This is a genomic window from Streptomyces sp. NBC_01233, from assembly GCF_035989305.1.
GTDB lineage: Bacteria > Actinomycetota > Actinomycetes > Streptomycetales > Streptomycetaceae > Streptomyces.
Genome location: NZ_CP108514.1, coordinates 2,508,135 through 2,522,956, shown reverse-complemented (window position 1 = coordinate 2,522,956; position 14,822 = coordinate 2,508,135). Strand labels below are relative to the sequence as shown.

14 protein-coding genes are annotated in these 14,822 nt (G+C 73.0%); 8 read left to right on the top strand and 6 right to left on the bottom strand.

The features are described 5' to 3' along the window. Positions 1-22 precede the first annotated feature (22 nt). Positions 23-874 carry a DUF4184 family protein gene (locus tag OG332_RS11705; protein WP_327413396.1) on the bottom strand — a complete coding sequence of 284 codons (852 nt, stop codon included), beginning with the start codon at positions 872-874 and terminating at the stop codon, positions 23-25. A gap of 196 nt (positions 875-1,070) precedes the next feature. On the opposite strand from OG332_RS11705, the gene OG332_RS11700 reads away from it, so the two are divergent. Continuing rightward, positions 1,071-2,288: a lytic transglycosylase domain-containing protein gene (locus tag OG332_RS11700; RefSeq protein ID WP_327413395.1), complete on the top strand. Its 1,218-nt coding sequence runs from the start codon at positions 1,071-1,073 to the stop codon at positions 2,286-2,288. 44 nt (positions 2,289-2,332) lie between these two features. Here the strand turns inward: OG332_RS11700 and OG332_RS11695 are convergent, their stop codons facing one another. Continuing rightward, entirely contained in the window at positions 2,333-3,319 is a 987-nt protein-coding gene (locus OG332_RS11695) for a hypothetical protein (protein WP_327413394.1), read from the bottom strand. Positions 3,320-3,545: 226 nt separating this feature from the next. Here OG332_RS11695 and OG332_RS11690 point away from each other — a divergent pair, with 226 nt between their 5' ends. Continuing rightward, entirely contained in the window at positions 3,546-3,686 is a 141-nt protein-coding gene (locus OG332_RS11690; protein WP_327413393.1) for an SPW_0924 family protein, read from the top strand. A gap of 14 nt (positions 3,687-3,700) precedes the next feature. Then, positions 3,701-4,681: a DUF3068 domain-containing protein gene (locus tag OG332_RS11685; RefSeq protein WP_327413392.1), complete on the top strand. Its 981-nt coding sequence runs from the start codon at positions 3,701-3,703 to the stop codon at positions 4,679-4,681. Here OG332_RS11685 and OG332_RS11680 read toward each other — a convergent pair. Continuing rightward, positions 4,671-7,298, bottom strand: coding sequence for an ATP-dependent RNA helicase (locus tag OG332_RS11680; RefSeq protein WP_327413391.1), 2,628 nt, complete (start codon positions 7,296-7,298; stop codon positions 4,671-4,673). The two genes, OG332_RS11685 and OG332_RS11680, sit on opposite strands and share 11 nt — an antisense overlap. A gap of 4 nt (positions 7,299-7,302) precedes the next feature. Beyond that, positions 7,303-8,163, bottom strand: coding sequence for a class I SAM-dependent methyltransferase (locus OG332_RS11675; protein ID WP_327413390.1), 861 nt, complete (start codon positions 8,161-8,163; stop codon positions 7,303-7,305). A 352-nt stretch (positions 8,164-8,515) separates the two neighbouring features. Between OG332_RS11675 and rpsA the strand changes: the two genes are divergently transcribed. The 4 genes from rpsA to OG332_RS11655 all read left to right on the top strand — a co-directional run bounded on the left by rpsA (position 8,516) and on the right by OG332_RS11655 (position 12,306). After that, on the top strand, positions 8,516-10,024 hold the full coding sequence (gene rpsA, locus OG332_RS11670) for a 30S ribosomal protein S1 (protein ID WP_327413389.1): 1,509 nt from the start codon (positions 8,516-8,518) through the stop codon (positions 10,022-10,024). Positions 10,025-10,256: 232 nt separating this feature from the next. Next, positions 10,257-11,195, top strand: coding sequence for a PAC2 family protein (locus OG332_RS11665; RefSeq protein ID WP_327413388.1), 939 nt, complete (start codon positions 10,257-10,259; stop codon positions 11,193-11,195). A 49-nt stretch (positions 11,196-11,244) separates the two neighbouring features. After that, on the top strand, positions 11,245-11,853 hold the full coding sequence (gene coaE, locus OG332_RS11660; RefSeq protein WP_327413387.1) for a dephospho-CoA kinase: 609 nt from the start codon (positions 11,245-11,247) through the stop codon (positions 11,851-11,853). 66 nt (positions 11,854-11,919) lie between these two features. Next, entirely contained in the window at positions 11,920-12,306 is a 387-nt protein-coding gene (locus OG332_RS11655) for a tetratricopeptide repeat protein (protein ID WP_327413386.1), read from the top strand. A 77-nt stretch (positions 12,307-12,383) separates the two neighbouring features. Here the strand turns inward: OG332_RS11655 and OG332_RS11650 are convergent, their stop codons facing one another. Both OG332_RS11650 and OG332_RS11645 read right to left on the bottom strand, forming a co-directional pair. Next, on the bottom strand, positions 12,384-12,644 hold the full coding sequence (locus OG332_RS11650) for a DUF6343 family protein (protein WP_327419185.1): 261 nt from the start codon (positions 12,642-12,644) through the stop codon (positions 12,384-12,386). Between the two features lie 66 nt (positions 12,645-12,710). Beyond that, a complete protein-coding gene (locus OG332_RS11645; RefSeq protein ID WP_327413385.1) occupies positions 12,711-13,340 on the bottom strand; it encodes a hypothetical protein in 630 nt (209 codons plus the stop codon). 172 nt (positions 13,341-13,512) lie between these two features. On the opposite strand from OG332_RS11645, the gene OG332_RS11640 reads away from it, so the two are divergent. Continuing rightward, on the top strand, positions 13,513-14,814 hold the full coding sequence (locus OG332_RS11640; protein ID WP_327413384.1) for a helix-turn-helix domain-containing protein: 1,302 nt from the start codon (positions 13,513-13,515) through the stop codon (positions 14,812-14,814). Positions 14,815-14,822 lie beyond the last annotated feature (8 nt).

Below are 14,822 nucleotides of genomic sequence, written 5' to 3'. Positions count from 1 at the left end.
CCAGGGCAGCGCCCGTCCCCGCTCAGGCGGTGGGGACGGGCGTCCGCGTTTCCTCGTCCGTACGGGCGCGGTCGCCGCGGTGCCGCAGCCGTACGAGCACCCCGTACAGCAGCAGGGCCACGGCCAGGGCGCCGCCCGCACCGAAGCAGACGGTCGGGATGATGTCGAGCGGCGTACGGATCCGGTCGAAGAAGGTGAAGAAGCGGATCACGCGCATCGTGACCCCGACCGCGACGCACCCCACGACGAGGGCGAGCGCGCCCCAGATCTCCGCCCGGCCGAGCACCGGCACGGACGCGGGGGCGGGGGAGGCGGGCAGCCGCCGCAGGGCGGTCGCCGTGAACCAGAGCAGCGCGCAGGCCGCGACCGCCGAAGTGCCGTACTGCAGGTACGAGTAGAGGGGCAGGCCGAAGGCCAGGGGCTCTTCGAGCTCCGGCACCGCGTCCGTTCCCCAGCGGTCGATGTGCGTGAAACTGTCCCACACCACGTGCGTGAGGGAGCCGGCGACGGCCGACACGTAGAACCAGGCGGCGAGCGCCGGCAGTCGGCGTCCGCTCCAGTGCTCGCCGCGTACGAACGCATGGACACGGCCCCGCCAGCCGCGCGGCAGCAGCGCGATCAGCGGCTCGCGCAGCAGCAGCCAGCACCCCACGAGGGCGGCGGTGAGCACGGCGTCCAGGGTGAACACCCCCGGCAGAGAATGCGTGAAGCTCCCGTAGGCCATGACCCCCTCGACGATCGCGTCCGTGAAGTAGAAGGTGTCCGGCGCGAACGACCCGAGGACCAGGGCCGAGGCGACGAGGGGGCCGCGCGCACGCCCGGTCCGGCGGATGGCCGGAAGTACGGCGGCCGCATGGCTGAGCGTGAACGGCATGGCACCCCTCCTGGACGAACTCGTGGATGTTCTCGTGGACGTTCCCTACTTCGGGCCATTGCGCCCGAAGGGTCCCGACAGTATGCGTGACCTGCACACGGACGTGGCGATGTGGTGAATTCCGGCCCACTGTCCGTGCCCCTTGAAGCGAGTTGACGTATGGTCACGCGGACGTCGAGGGGGAGGGGTCCGGCTCATGTCGGCTCGAATAATCGGACGCAGGCTGCGCACGGGGGCGGCAGCCGCCCTGGTCTCCGCGCTGGTGGCCGCGGCGCTGACCGCTTCGCAGGGGCCGGCGGGCGCCGGGGAGGACCGGACGGCCGCGATCGGTGAGGGCGGGCCGGCCCTCCCGGCGGAGGCGAGCGGTGGTGACTCCGCCTACTTCACCGAACTCCCGCCGCTGGCGAGCCCGGAGCCGCCGGCCGTGGTGCTGCCGGACGAGGCGCAGACCACGCAGCCGCAGGCTCCGGAGACGGCGGCGGCGGCGGTGTCCGCCGGAACCGGACCGGCCGAAGGGGCCCAGGGCATACCGGCGAGCGTGCTCGCGGCCTACCTGCGGGCGGAGAAGACGGTGGGGCGGAGCGACCCCGGATGCGGACTGCGCTGGCAACTCCTCGCGGCGATCGGCAAGGTGGAGTCCGGTCAGGCGCGCGGCGGCCAGGTCGACGCGGCCGGGACCACCCTGCGGCCGATCCTGGGGCCGGTGCTCGACGGCAACGGCTTCGCGAACATCTCGGACACGGACGCCGGGGCCTACGACGGGGACGCCCGCTACGACCGGGCGGTCGGGCCGATGCAGTTCATCCCCTCCACGTGGGCGGCATGGGGTCAGGACGCGGACGGCGACGGCCGGCGCAACCCGAACAACGTGCACGACGCGGCCCTCGCGGCCGGGCGGTACCTGTGCGCGGGCACCCGGGACCTGCGGACGGACGCGGACCTGGACCGGGCGGTGCTCTCCTACAACCACTCCACGGAGTACCTGCGGACGGTCCGGTCCTGGTTCACGTACTACCTGAAGGGGACGCACGAGATCCCGGACCGGCCCGGTACGGGGGCGGGCACGCCCACGGCACCGACGCCGACGCCCACACCCACCCCCACACCCACTCCGAAGCCCACGCCCACGCCGACGCCCACGCCCACGCCGAAGCCCACGCCCACGCCGACGCCGACCCCGACTCCTACGCCGGACCCGAAGCCCACGCCGACTCCCACCCCTACGCCGACCCCGACACCTACGCCGACGCCGGACCCGAAACCCTTGCCGACCCCGACCCCGACCCCGACGCCCACACCCACGCCGACCCCGACGGCCGGCCCGACGCCGAGCTCCTCAGGCACGCCGAAGCCCACCGCGTCTGCGTCCTCCACGTCGGCGGCGCCCCGGCCGACCCCGGGGCGACACACCTAGGCTGTGTCTTGTGGACCGTGCCGGGCGCGCGGATCGAGCCCGGGTCAGTTCGTGCAGCCGGGAACCGACCCGACGGGCCGGCAGTTGTTGGGCGTGTTCTCGACGATCCGGCTCCTGACGAGGGTCAGGGCGGTGCCGGCGGAGGTTCCTTGCCAGACGCCGCCGCCGTTGAGCGCGATGTTGCGCCGCACCTTTGTGTCCGTCAGCGTGGTGGTGCCGTCATTGGCGATGCCGCCACCCGTTTGGCCCGCGCGGTTGTCCGCGATGGTCGTCGAGGAGATGTCCAGCGGAGAGCGGTCGTTGTAGATTCCGCCGCCCTGCTGGAAGGCGCGGTTGTCGTCGATGTGCGAGTTCTTGATGGTCATGGAGACCCCGGCGGTGAAGACGCCGCCCCCCAGCTCCGTGGCCTGGTTCCGCACCACTTTGGTCTTCTGCAGCAGGGTGGTGCTTCCCGGCCCGTTGTAGATGGCACCACCCCGCTGGCCAGCACTGTCCCGCACGACGCTGTCGTACATCTCAAGGGTGCTGCTCTGGTTCACGAAGATGGCGCCCCCCTGGTTCGCCGTGCTGTTGGTCACGGTGCTGTGCTTGAGGATGAGCGTCCCTCCGTCCGTGGGCAGGTAGGTGCCGGCGTAGTCGAGATAGCCGCCGCCGGTCGCGGTGACACCCTCGACGGTCAGGCGCCCGCCGGGGCCGTCGATCTGCGCGATGCGGAAGCCCTCGGCCGCGTCGGGATCCCGTCGGATGGTGGTCTTGTTCCCCAGCAGCGTGACGGTGCCCGTGATCAGGGGCAGGGCGTTGGGGCCGAGACCGCCGGTCGACGCGGGAGTGAGGACGTTGTAGACGCATCTGGGTGCGAGCCGGATGGTGTGCGGTCCGGTGTTGTCGTTCGCGGCGACGATGGCGTTGTTGAGTGCGGTGACGTCGCACGGAATGGCCGCCAGGGAGGTCGCGTCCGCGGTGTTGCCGAGACTGAGCGCGGCCACGACCGGCACAACCAGGGCCGCGGCCTTGAGCTGACGTCTGTGCATCACTTCTCCTATCGCCATATGTAATCATTTGATTACATTCTGTTGGTGATCAGGGTTCCATGGGGCGGGTGTCCCGCCGTGCGCAACGCGGGGGTGGGTGTGCCGGCGGGCGCCGAGATCCCCCGGGCGGCCCAGTGGTGATCTGCGGCCCGAACGGTTCTCATCTCACCCCCGCGTTGCTACGGTGCCCCATCTCTGACGCCTCATCAGATTTCGGAGCCCCGGCATGCGCGCATTCGTCGCCGCCGCCATCGGCCTCGCGGCCGCGCTGGCCCTCGTGTTCGCCATCACGGCGTTCGGGGTGCCCGAAGGCGAGACCTCACCCAGGCCCCTGCTCACCACCGCGCCCCCCGCGCCCGGAAAGTAGAGGAGGGCCCGGCCTTGCGACGCAGAGCGAGCCTTGTCCTGCTGGCCCTAGCCGTGTTCTGCGCAGCCCTCGCGCCGCTGCTGCGCTGGTACGCGTACCCCCGCCTCGCCAAGATCCCGCCGAGCCAGTACCAGGAGATGGTCCTGGAGGCGAAGGACGCGACCCTCCTCGACTACACCGGCGGCATGCAGCCGAAGAAGGTCGACAAGGTCACGATCGTCCAGACCCTCAAGGGGAACGTGGAGGCGTCGAAGGAGATCGAGTCGAGCGCGGGCAAGGACGTCGTCGTCTGGGACACGCTGTCCTACATCATCGGCCCCGACGGCAAGATGGTCTCCCAGATCCCCGAGCGCTACATCTTCGACGCCCACACCCAGGACCCGGTGCACGCCACCGGGGAGATGGTCGACGGGGACGCCGTCAAGCGCGAGGGCATCGAGTTCAAGTGGCCGTTCTTCACCGAGCCGCGCGACTACCTGTACTTCGACGCGCAGACCCGCACCTCCTCGCCGATCCACTACGTCGGACCGCGCACGTTCAAGGGCATGGAGGTCTACTACTTCGAGCAGACGATCCCCTGGACCAAGGTCGCCATGCCGAAGAAGATGCCGATCGAGGGCATCGACCCGTCGACGATCGAGGCCGTCACCGGCACCACCCTCTGGTACACCGCCAAGGTGAGGTTCTGGGTCGACCCGGTGACCGGGGCGCCGGTCAACGCCGAGCAGGACATCCAGCAGGAGATGCGGGGCGGCATCGCGGCCGGCGGCCCCGACGGCAAGCTCACCGCCTTCGCCGGGCACGTGACGATGCGCGAGGACTACTCCGACTACACCGTCGACCTGGTCAAGTCGAACCGCATGAAGGTCCTCGCACTGCACACCTACGCGCCCATCGGCCTCGCCGGCGGCGGGCTCGCGCTGCTGGGGCTGGCGCTGTGGCTGGAGGCCCGCGGACGCCGGGTGCGGGAAGAAGGGGAAGGGATCAGCGCCTGAGCCGGGCGTTCGTGTGACGGGTGGGCTCGGCGGTGGCCGGGTCCTCCGGCCAGGGGTGCTTGGGGTAGCGGCCACGCAGCTCGGCACGGACGGCGCGGTAGCCGCCCTGCCAGAAGGAGGCGAGGTCGGCGGTGACGGCGGCGGGCCGTCCGGCGGGCGACAGCAGGTGCACCAGCACCGGCACACCGGCCACCTTCGGGGTCTCGGCCAGCCCGAACAGCTCCTGGAGCTTCACCGCGAGCACCGGCTGCCCGTGCTCGGCGGAGTAGTCCAGCCGGATCCGGGACCCGCTGGGCACCTCCAGCCGTTCCGGAGCCAGCTCGTCCAGCCGGGCGGCCTCACCGGTGGACCACGGCAGCAGCCGGTTCAGCGCCTGCCCGGCGTCGATCCGCCCCAGGTCCGCCCGGTGCCGGGCCCGCGACAGCTCGGGCTCCAGCCAGTCGTCGGCCCGGTCCAGCAGGGCGCCGTCCTCTTCTACGTCGGGCCACGCGCCGCCGAGCGTGCGGTGCAGGAAGCCCAGCCGGGCCCGAAGGGCCTGCGCGTCCGGGGACCAGCGCAGCAGGCCGAGGCCCTCGGAGCGGAGCCCGTCGAGCAGGGCGGCCCGTACCAGCGCCGGGTCGGGGGTGCGCAGCGGGCGCACGGCCAGCTCGATCGCCCCCAGCCGCTGCGCCGCGCGGGCGATCAGGTCCCCGTCCTCCCAGTGCACCTCTTCGTCCTCGGTCCGCAGGTGGGCGGCGGCGGCCAGGGCGGTGTCCTCGTCGATGACCGCGGCCAGCCGGATCCGTGCGGAGGCGGAGTGCGGGGGCCTGTCGGCGACGGCGACGGCCAGCCAGGGCGCGCGGCGCAGCGGTGAGCCATCGGTGAGCTCGGCTCCGGTGCCGTTGGCCATGAGGAAGGCGTGCTCCCCTTTGGCCTTGGCCACCCGCTCGGGGAACGCGAGTGCGGAGACGAGCCCGGCGGCGAGGTCATCGGGTGTGGCGCCGCCGCTGGGGCTCCGCCCCGGAGCCCCCGACGGGTCCGGGGCGGGGCCCCGGGAGCGGCGGCCGGGGTCGCCAGCCCCGGCTTCGGGAAGGGGCGGGGTGGGGGAGAGCCCCGCAGGGTCCGCGCCGGCCGCGCGCTCCAGCCGGCGGGCCTCCGCGCGCCAGCGGGGCGCGTAGCCGTCGCCGCCCGCGCGGGCCCGCCGCCAGGCCGCGGCCAGGTCGTCCCCGTACTCGCGCGGCGGCTCCTCGCTGAGCAGGGCCACCAGCTCCGCCGCCCGCCGGGCACCGAGCGCGGCCGAGCCGTCCAGCAGGGCGCGGGCCAGCCGCGGGTGCAGCCCCAGCCGGGCCATCCGCAGGCCGCGCGGGGTCGGCCGGCCGGCGGCGTCCACCGCGCCGACGGCCACCAGCACCTCCCGCGCCGCGGCCATGGCGCCGGCCGGCGGCGGATCCGGCAGCGCCAGCCCGGACGCGTCCGGGTCGCCCCAGCACGCCGCCTGCAACGCGAACTGCGCCAGGTCGGCGATGCGTATCTCCGGCGAGGGGAACGCGGGCAGCCGGCCGTCCTCCGCCTCGGCCCAGCAGCGGTACACCGCGCCCGGCCCCTCACGTCCGGCCCGGCCCGCCCGCTGCCGCCCGGCCGCGCGGGAGGCCCGTACGGTCGCCAGCGCGCCCAGCCCCCGGGCGTGGTCCACCCGGGGCTCGCGGGCCAGCCCCGAGTCCACGACCACCCGTACCCCGGGAACGGTCAGGCTCGACTCCGCCACCGCGGTGGAAAGGATCACCCGGCGGTGGTCCGAGGCCGTCAGCGCCGCGTCCTGCACGGCCGCCGGGGCCCGGCCGTGGACCTGCAGCACCTCCGCGTCCACACCGCCCAGCTGCCCGGCGACGCGGGCGATCTCGCCGACGCCGGGCAGGAAGCACAGGACGTCTCCCTCGCGCTCCGCCAGGGCCCGCCGCACCACCGAGGCCACGTGCGTCAGCTGCGCCGGATCCACCCGCATCCCGTGCGGGGGCCGCACCGGCCGGGCCGGCGGGGCCCACACGGTCTCCACCGGGTACGAGACCCCCGCGGCCTCCACCACCGGCGCGTCGCCGGGACCGCCGCGACCGAGTACGCGCGCCCACACGGCCGCGTCGGTCGTCGCCGAAGCCGCCACGAGCCGGAGCTCCGGGCGCAGCGTCTCCCGTACGTCGAGGAGGAAGGCGGCGACCGTGTCGGCGTCCAGGTGCCGCTCGTGGCACTCGTCCAGGACCACCACGTCCACGCCGGCCAGCTCCTGGTCGCGCTGGAGCCGCTGGAGCAGCACCCCGGTGGTGACCACCTCCACCACCGTGCCGGGACCCGCCACCCGCTCCCCGCGCACCGTGAAGCCGACCGAGCAGCCGACGGCCTCGCCCAGCAGCCAGGCCATGCGCCGGGCCGCGGCCCGGGCGGCGATCCGCCGCGGCTCGGCGACCACGACACGGCGCCGGGGCCCACCGCCCACCAGTCCCGCCAGCACCAGCGGCACCAGCGTGGTCTTGCCGGTGCCGGGCGGGGCGCAGAGCACCGCGGCGCCGTGGCCGTCCAGCGCGGAGACCAGCGCGGGCACGGCCTCTCTTACGGGGAGGGCGTCGAGGGCGGCCTGGCGGATCAAGGGATCAGGCCCTCTCGCACACGAAGATCGCGGTGCCCGGGATCAGGTTGCCGCGCAGCGGGGACCAGCCGCCCCACTCCTGGCTGTTCCACTCGGGCCACTCCGGCTCGACCAGGTCGACCAGGCGGAAGCCGCCCGCCACCACGTCGCGGACCCGGTCGCCGAGGGTGCGGTGGTGCTCGACGTACACCGCGCGCCCCTGCTCGTCCTGCTCCACGTACGGGGTCCGGTCGAAGTAGGAGGCGGCGACGGACAGCCCCTCGGGGCCGGGCTCGTCGGGGAAGGCCCAGCGGATCGGGTGGGTGACGGAGAAGACCCAGCGGCCGCCGGGGCGCAGGACGCGGTGCACCTCGCGCATGACGTTGACCGGGTCGGCGACGAAGGGGACGGCGCCGTAGGCGGAGCAGGCGAGGTCGAAGGAGCCGTCGCGGAAGGGGAGCCTGCCGGCGTCGGCCTCGACCAGCCGGGGCCCCGGCACGTCGCCGCCGCCGATGCGCAGGGCGTGCTGGAGCTGGCGGTGGGAGAGGTCGAGGGCCACCGGGCGGGCGCCCTGCGCGGCCAGCCAGCGCGAGCACTGCGCGGCGCCGGCGCCGATCTCCAGGACGTCCTTGTCCTTGAGGGAGCCGGCGGGGCCGAGGAGGGCCGCCTCCGCCTCGTCCAGTCCTTCGGGTCCCCATACGAAGCGGTCGTCGCCGAGGAAGGCGCCGTGCTCGCTCTGGTACTCGTCGGCGTTGCGGTCCCACCAGCCCCGGCTCGCCCGGCTGCTCTCCGTTTCCCCCGCGTCACGCCGTGTGGCCTCGGCGTCTTCCGCGGAGCCCGGATCGGCTTCGTACGCGTCTTCGGAGGCGTAGTCCTCTTGGTTCATGGGGCCCGTCGTCGTAGTCTGCGAATGTCTTCAGAAAGTGGCAGGAAGCGTCAGGAAGGTGCTCCCACCCACGAATTGTGCCGGTTATGCGGTGATCCGCCCGGGGTGTGCGCCTTCGCGCATTGACCCTGTCCGGCCGTCCCCGTATGCTACAAGTTGCGCTGCGAGCCTGTGCTCCTCAGACCTAGCAGGCTGCGCTTGTATCTGTTGATGTCCCCTCGGTTTTCGAGGCCCCGCCGCGTTTCGCGGAATGGGGGTCTCCTTGGCTGTCCGGCTGTCGGCAGATGCCGATAAGGGCTCCCGGCGTAGCAGTACCTACGACTTTCTGTCCGTAACCGGAGCCCTTTCCCACATGACGAGCAGCACCGAGACCACCTCTACCACTCCGCAGGTAGCGGTCAACGACATCGGTAACGAGGAAGCCTTCCTCGCCGCGATCGACGAGACGATCAAGTACTTCAACGACGGCGACATCGTCGACGGCGTCATCGTGAAGGTCGACCGGGACGAGGTCCTGCTCGACATCGGTTACAAGACCGAAGGCGTGATCCCGAGCCGTGAGCTCTCGATCAAGCACGACGTCGACCCGAACGAGGTCGTCAAGGTCGGCGACGAGATCGAGGCCCTGGTTCTCCAGAAGGAGGACAAGGAAGGCCGTCTGATCCTGTCCAAGAAGCGCGCTCAGTACGAGCGTGCCTGGGGCACGATCGAGAAGATCAAGGAAGAAGACGGCATCGTCACCGGTACCGTCATCGAGGTCGTCAAGGGTGGTCTCATCCTCGACATCGGCCTCCGCGGCTTCCTGCCGGCCTCTCTCGTCGAGATGCGTCGTGTCCGCGACCTCCAGCCCTACGTGGGCAAGGAGCTCGAGGCGAAGATCATCGAGCTGGACAAGAACCGCAACAACGTGGTCCTGTCCCGCCGTGCCTGGCTGGAGCAGACCCAGTCCGAGGTTCGCCAGACGTTCCTCACCACCCTGCAGAAGGGTCAGGTCCGCTCCGGCGTCGTTTCCTCGATCGTCAACTTCGGTGCCTTCGTGGACCTGGGTGGCGTCGACGGTCTCGTCCACGTCTCCGAGCTGTCCTGGAAGCACATCGACCACCCGTCCGAGGTTGTCGAGGTCGGCCAGGAGGTCACCGTCGAGGTTCTCGACGTTGACATGGACCGCGAGCGCGTCTCCCTGTCGCTGAAGGCGACGCAGGAGGACCCGTGGCAGCAGTTCGCCCGGACCCACCAGATCGGTCAGGTCGTCCCGGGTAAGGTCACCAAGCTGGTTCCGTTCGGTGCGTTCGTCCGCGTGGACGAGGGCATCGAGGGTCTGGTCCACATCTCCGAGCTGGCCGAGCGCCACGTGGAGATCCCGGAGCAGGTCGTCCAGGTCAACGACGAGATCTTCGTCAAGGTCATCGACATCGACCTCGAGCGTCGCCGGATCTCGCTGTCCCTGAAGCAGGCCAACGAGTCCTTCGGTGCCGACCCGGCGTCGGTCGAGTTCGACCCGACCCTGTACGGCATGGCCGCGTCGTACGACGACCAGGGCAACTACATCTACCCCGAGGGCTTCGACCCCGAGACCAACGACTGGCTCGAGGGCTACGAGAAGCAGCGCGAGGCCTGGGAGACCCAGTACGCCGAGGCGCAGCAGCGCTTCGAGCAGCACCAGGCCCAGGTCATCAAGAGCCGCGAGGCCGACGAGGCCGCTGCCGCCGAGGGTGCTGCCGCCCCGGCCGCCGGTGGCAACGCCGGTGCGGGCATCTCGGGTGGTTCGTACTCCTCGGAGTCGGACGAGACCTCCGGCGCCCTGGCGTCGGACGAGGCCCTGGCCGCGCTCCGCGAGAAGCTGGCCGGCGGCCAGAGCTGATCGCAGCGCGCATCACACTCCGGTGTGAGCAGAGCTGAGCTGAGTTGAACGGTGAGGCCCGTCCCCTTCGGGGGGCGGGCCTCACCGCGTTTCCCGCTGGAGCTGGACCGCCGTCGATCCGCCGTTGACCGGCCGTTGATCCGTTGCGTTCGCGTGAATGCGGCCAACTGGGGAATGGCGGCGCCGTCTTGGACGTTCTTGGCAGAGAACGCGGCGAGGAGGAGTGGTGGCGGTGCTTGATCCACAGGGTTTGTACGAATGGGATGCCAAGGGCCTGGCGGTGGCCGACCTGGCGGTCGCCCAGGACTCGGCCGGGCTGGTCATGCTGTACCACTTCGAGGGGTACATCGACGCGGGTGAGGCCGGCGAGCAGATCGTCGGGCGGCTTCTGGACACCCTGCCCCACCAGGTCGTCGCCCGCTTCGACGCGGACCGGCTGGTGGACTACCGGGCACGCCGCCCGCTGCTGACCTTCCAGCGCGACCACTGGACGGAGTTCGAGGAGCCCCGGCTGGAGGTCCGGCTGGTCCAGGACGCCACCGGTGCACCCTTCCTGCTGCTCTCCGGCCCGGAGCCGGACGTGGAGTGGGAGCGCTTCACCGTCGCCGTCCGGCAGATCGTCGAGCGCCTCGGGGTCCGGCTCTCGGTCAACTTCCACGGCATCCCGATGGGCGTTCCGCACACCCGGCCCGTGGGCATCACCCCGCACGGCAACCGGACCGACCTCATGCCCGGCCACCGCAGCCCCTTCGACGAGGCGCAGGTGCCGGGCAGCGCGGAGTCCCTGGTGGAGTTCCGTCTGGCCCAGGCCGGGCACGACGTGCTGGGTGTCGCCGCGCACGTACCGCACTACGTCGCGCGCTCCCCGTACCCGGACGCCGCGCTGACGGTGCTGGAGGCGATCACGGCGGCGACCGGACTGGTCCTGCCGGCCGTGGCGCACGCGCTGCGGACCGAGGCGCACCGCACCCAGACGGAGATCGACCGGCAGATCCGGGAGGGCGACGAGGAGCTGGTCAGCCTGGTGCAGGGGCTGGAGCACCAGTACGACGCGGCCGCCGGAGCCGAGACCCGGGGCAACATGATCGCCGAGCCCGCGGAGATTCCGTCGGCGGACGAGATCGGGCGCGAGTTCGAGCGGTTCCTGGCGGAGCGCGAGGGCGAGAACTGACGCCCACGGGGCTGTAGGGGCGCGGGGGGCCGGGGTTTAGGCTGCGGGCATGCTGAAAGTGGGCCTGACGGGCGGAATCGGTGCCGGCAAGAGCGAGGTCTCGCGACTGCTTGCGGGGTACGGGGCGATCGTCGTCGACGCCGATCGGATCGCGCGCGAGGTCGTGGAGCCCGGTACGCCGGGGCTCGCGGCCGTCGTGGCGGTCTTCGGGGAGTCGGTGCTGACCGCCGAGGGGGTGCTGGACCGGCCGAAGCTCGGGTCCATCGTGTTCTCGGACCCGGCGAAGCTCCAGACGCTCAACGCGATCGTGCACCCGCTGGTCGGGGCCCGGTCCGCCGAGCTGGAGGCCGCCGCGGGGGCCGACGCGATCGTGGTGCACGACGTACCGCTGCTCGCGGAGAACGGCCTGGCGCCGCTCTACGACCTGGTGGTCGTGGTGGACGCGGCGCCGACGACGCAGCTGGCGCGGCTGACGGCGCTGCGCGGGATGGCCGAGGAGGAGGCGCGGGCCCGGATGGCCGCGCAGGCCACGCGGGAGCAGCGGCTCGCGGTGGCGACCCTCGTGATCGACAACGACGGGCCCCTGGAGGCGCTGGAGCCGCAGGTGCGCAAAGTGTGGGAGGAGCTCACGGCGAGGGCCGCCGACGGCACCCCCTGACGTGTGCATGGAATACCGGCCGTGGTGGGGGCGTTGAACGCGCCCGTAGAGGGAAGGATTCCGACCGTGTCCGAGACCACGCGCCCCACGCCGCCCAGCCCGGAAACCCACGTCATCGACTACCGGGCCGCCGAGCAGCTGCTGGCCGCACGCGACCCGCGCGGCGCGGTCAAGCTGCTCGACTCGGTCATAGCCGCCCACCCGGAGAGCACGGCGGCCCGGCTGCTGCGGGCCCGGGCCTTCTTCGCTTCGGCCCAACTGCGCCCGGCGGAGCTGGAGTTCGAGCTGGTGCTGGAGCGGGAACCGGACAACGCCTTCGCCCACTTCGCACTGGCCCGCACCCACGAGCGCGCGGGCCGGCCCGAGCAGGCGCGCAAGCACTTCCGCCTGGCCGCCGCCCTCGACCCGCAGCCGGAGTACCTGGCGGCGGCCCGTTTCGAGGACCAGGCCTGAGCAGACCGTCCTCTGCCCGACCGCCCGACCGTCCGCCGCCCGACCGTCCACCGGCCGCCGGTTCACCAGCTGCCGGTTCACCGGCCGCGGGGCGGGTCGTACGGCGGGACGTCCCGGCCGGGCTGGTAGTGCGGCCCCTGCCGGATGTGGCGCACGATCATGGCCAGGTCCACGGCCACGATGACCGCCAGCGCCCCGCAGGCGGCCGCCCATCCGGGACGGCCCGCCAGCGAGAAGGCGGCCGTCCCGCCGGCGGCCCAGACCAACCCCCAGACACCCAGCCAGAACCGCAGCCGCAGCGGGCTGCGCGCGGTCACCGGCTCGTTCCCGGAACGCATGGACATCGCCTCTCAGGTCCATGGTGCCACTCCGGCCGGCCGGCCGGCGGCCGGGGCGTGGCCGGGCTACGGGTTGAGCTTGTTCACGGCCGTCGTGGTCGTCTTCTCGAACGCGGCGACCGGGGCCTGGGACAGGTCGCCCATCTCGCCCCACTTCACGACGGTCACCGTGGAACCGTCGCGCCCGATCCCGTAGAGGTGCACGCCCGGCTCCGAGTCGGGGATCGAGGTGTGGACCCCGTAGACGTGCGCGCCCTCCTCGACGGGGAGCGTTCCGTAGTCCTCCCAGGAGGCGGTGCCGCCCGGGGTCGTCCGCAGCCAGTCGGCTGCGCAGGCCGCGACCTTGCGCTCCAGCGTGCCGACGAGCTTGGCGGCGGCGGAGGCCGAGGAGGACCGTACGGAGACCTGCACGGCGCCGGTGTCGAACTCGGTGCCGAAGGTGCGGTGCCAGCTGCCCGCCGCCGGAAGCACGCCCTCCAGGCAGAACGGCGCGAACTCGGGCAGCCCCTTGGTGACCTTGCCCGGGTACCAGGCAGAGCCGGGGTGCGGAGGCAGGTCGGTGCCGGCCAGGAAGCCGGGCGCGGTGGCGGCCGCGGCGGCGGCCGCGGCGGCGGTCGAGGTGGTGAGGACGAAGGCGGTCGCCGCCGCGACGAGCGCGGTGGCGAGGGTGGCGACGGTGTCGGTGCGTCGGAACATGAACGGTCTCCCCGTGAGTGGTTCGGTGTGCCTGACGAGCCTGTTCCCCGGGCCGCCCGGCCGGCCACGGTTTGGGGCGAATTCGGGACGCTGGAATGGCCGTACGCACTGTCACCTGGGGGAACACCTCAGGCATGGAACGCAGTCACGGGACGCCGGACGGGGGAACGCGGTGAGCGAGGCCGAGAATTTCGCGCGGCTGATGCGGGAGCTGAAGGAGCGTGGGGGACTGAGCTACGGGGCCCTGGCGCGCCGCCTGCACACGAGTACGTCGACCTTGCACCGCTACTGCAACGGGGATGCGCTGCCGGCGGAGTTCGCGGTGGTGGACCGGTTCGCACGGGCCTGCGGGGCATCGCCGGGGGAGGCGGTGGACCTGCACCGGGCGTGGCTGCTGGCCGATGCGCGGCGGCGTGCGGGGGCGCCACCGGGGCCGGGTCCGGGGCTGGAGTCGGAAGCGGAGTCGGGGCCGGAGTCGGACTCGGAGCCCGCCGTCGTCGTCGTGGGGGAGCCGGCCGTCGTCGCGGAGCCTGCGGGCGGCAGGCCCTGGTACCGGAGGAGGGCGGCCGTGGTCGCCGGCGCCGGGGTGGCGGCGGGCGCGGTGGCCGTGGCCCTGCTCGCGGCGGCCGGCCCCGAGCCCCGTGCGCCGCGGGCCGGAGCCTGGACGGGGACGGGGAGCGGACCCGGGGCGGGTACGACGGCGCCCGGGGCATCCGCAGGCGCCTCCGGGACCGCGTCCGCCCCGGCGTCGGCACCAGGGACCACGACCACACCGGAGCCCTCGCCGCCGGCCGGTGGCCCGGGTCCGGCGTCCGTCCCGCCCTCCGCGTCACCGCCGGTCCCGGCCCCGCCCCGGGCTCCGGCAGCGCCCCTGAGGGCGGCAGTCCGGTCGCACGTGTGGACCGCGGGCTGCGATCACGCCTACTTGTCCGAGCGGGGTCCGGGGGCGGTGCCGGCGCCGCCCGTGGAGGCGGACGCACCCGCCTGGGCGTCGGCGCAGCGCGCCGTGCACGCCGGGAAGCAGATCGTGGAGGTCACCCTGCACGGCACGGGCCCGGGCGCCGTGGTCCTGGAGGACCTGCAGGTCCGGGTGTCGGGCCGCCGTACCCCGCCGGCCTGGAACGTCTACGAGATGTCGCAGGGCTGCGGCGGGGCACTCACCCCGGCCGTCTTCGCCGTCAATCTGGACGCGCCGCGCCCGCTGGCCCGCCCGGTCGCCGGGAACGACGCCGGGGACACGCTGCCGGCCCCCGCCTTCCCGATGCGCGTCTCGGCGGCCGAACCGGTCGTCCTGCGGGTGGAGGCGGTCACCACGGGCTGCGACTGCGACTGGTCCCTCGACCTCCGGTGGTCGGCACCGTCCGGCTCGGGCACCCTCCGCATCGACGACGACGGGCGGCCGCTGCGCACGAGCGCGGCCCCCGGCCGGCCGGTGTACGGGTACACGACGGACCAGGGTCGCTGGGGGCGGTGATCCGCAGG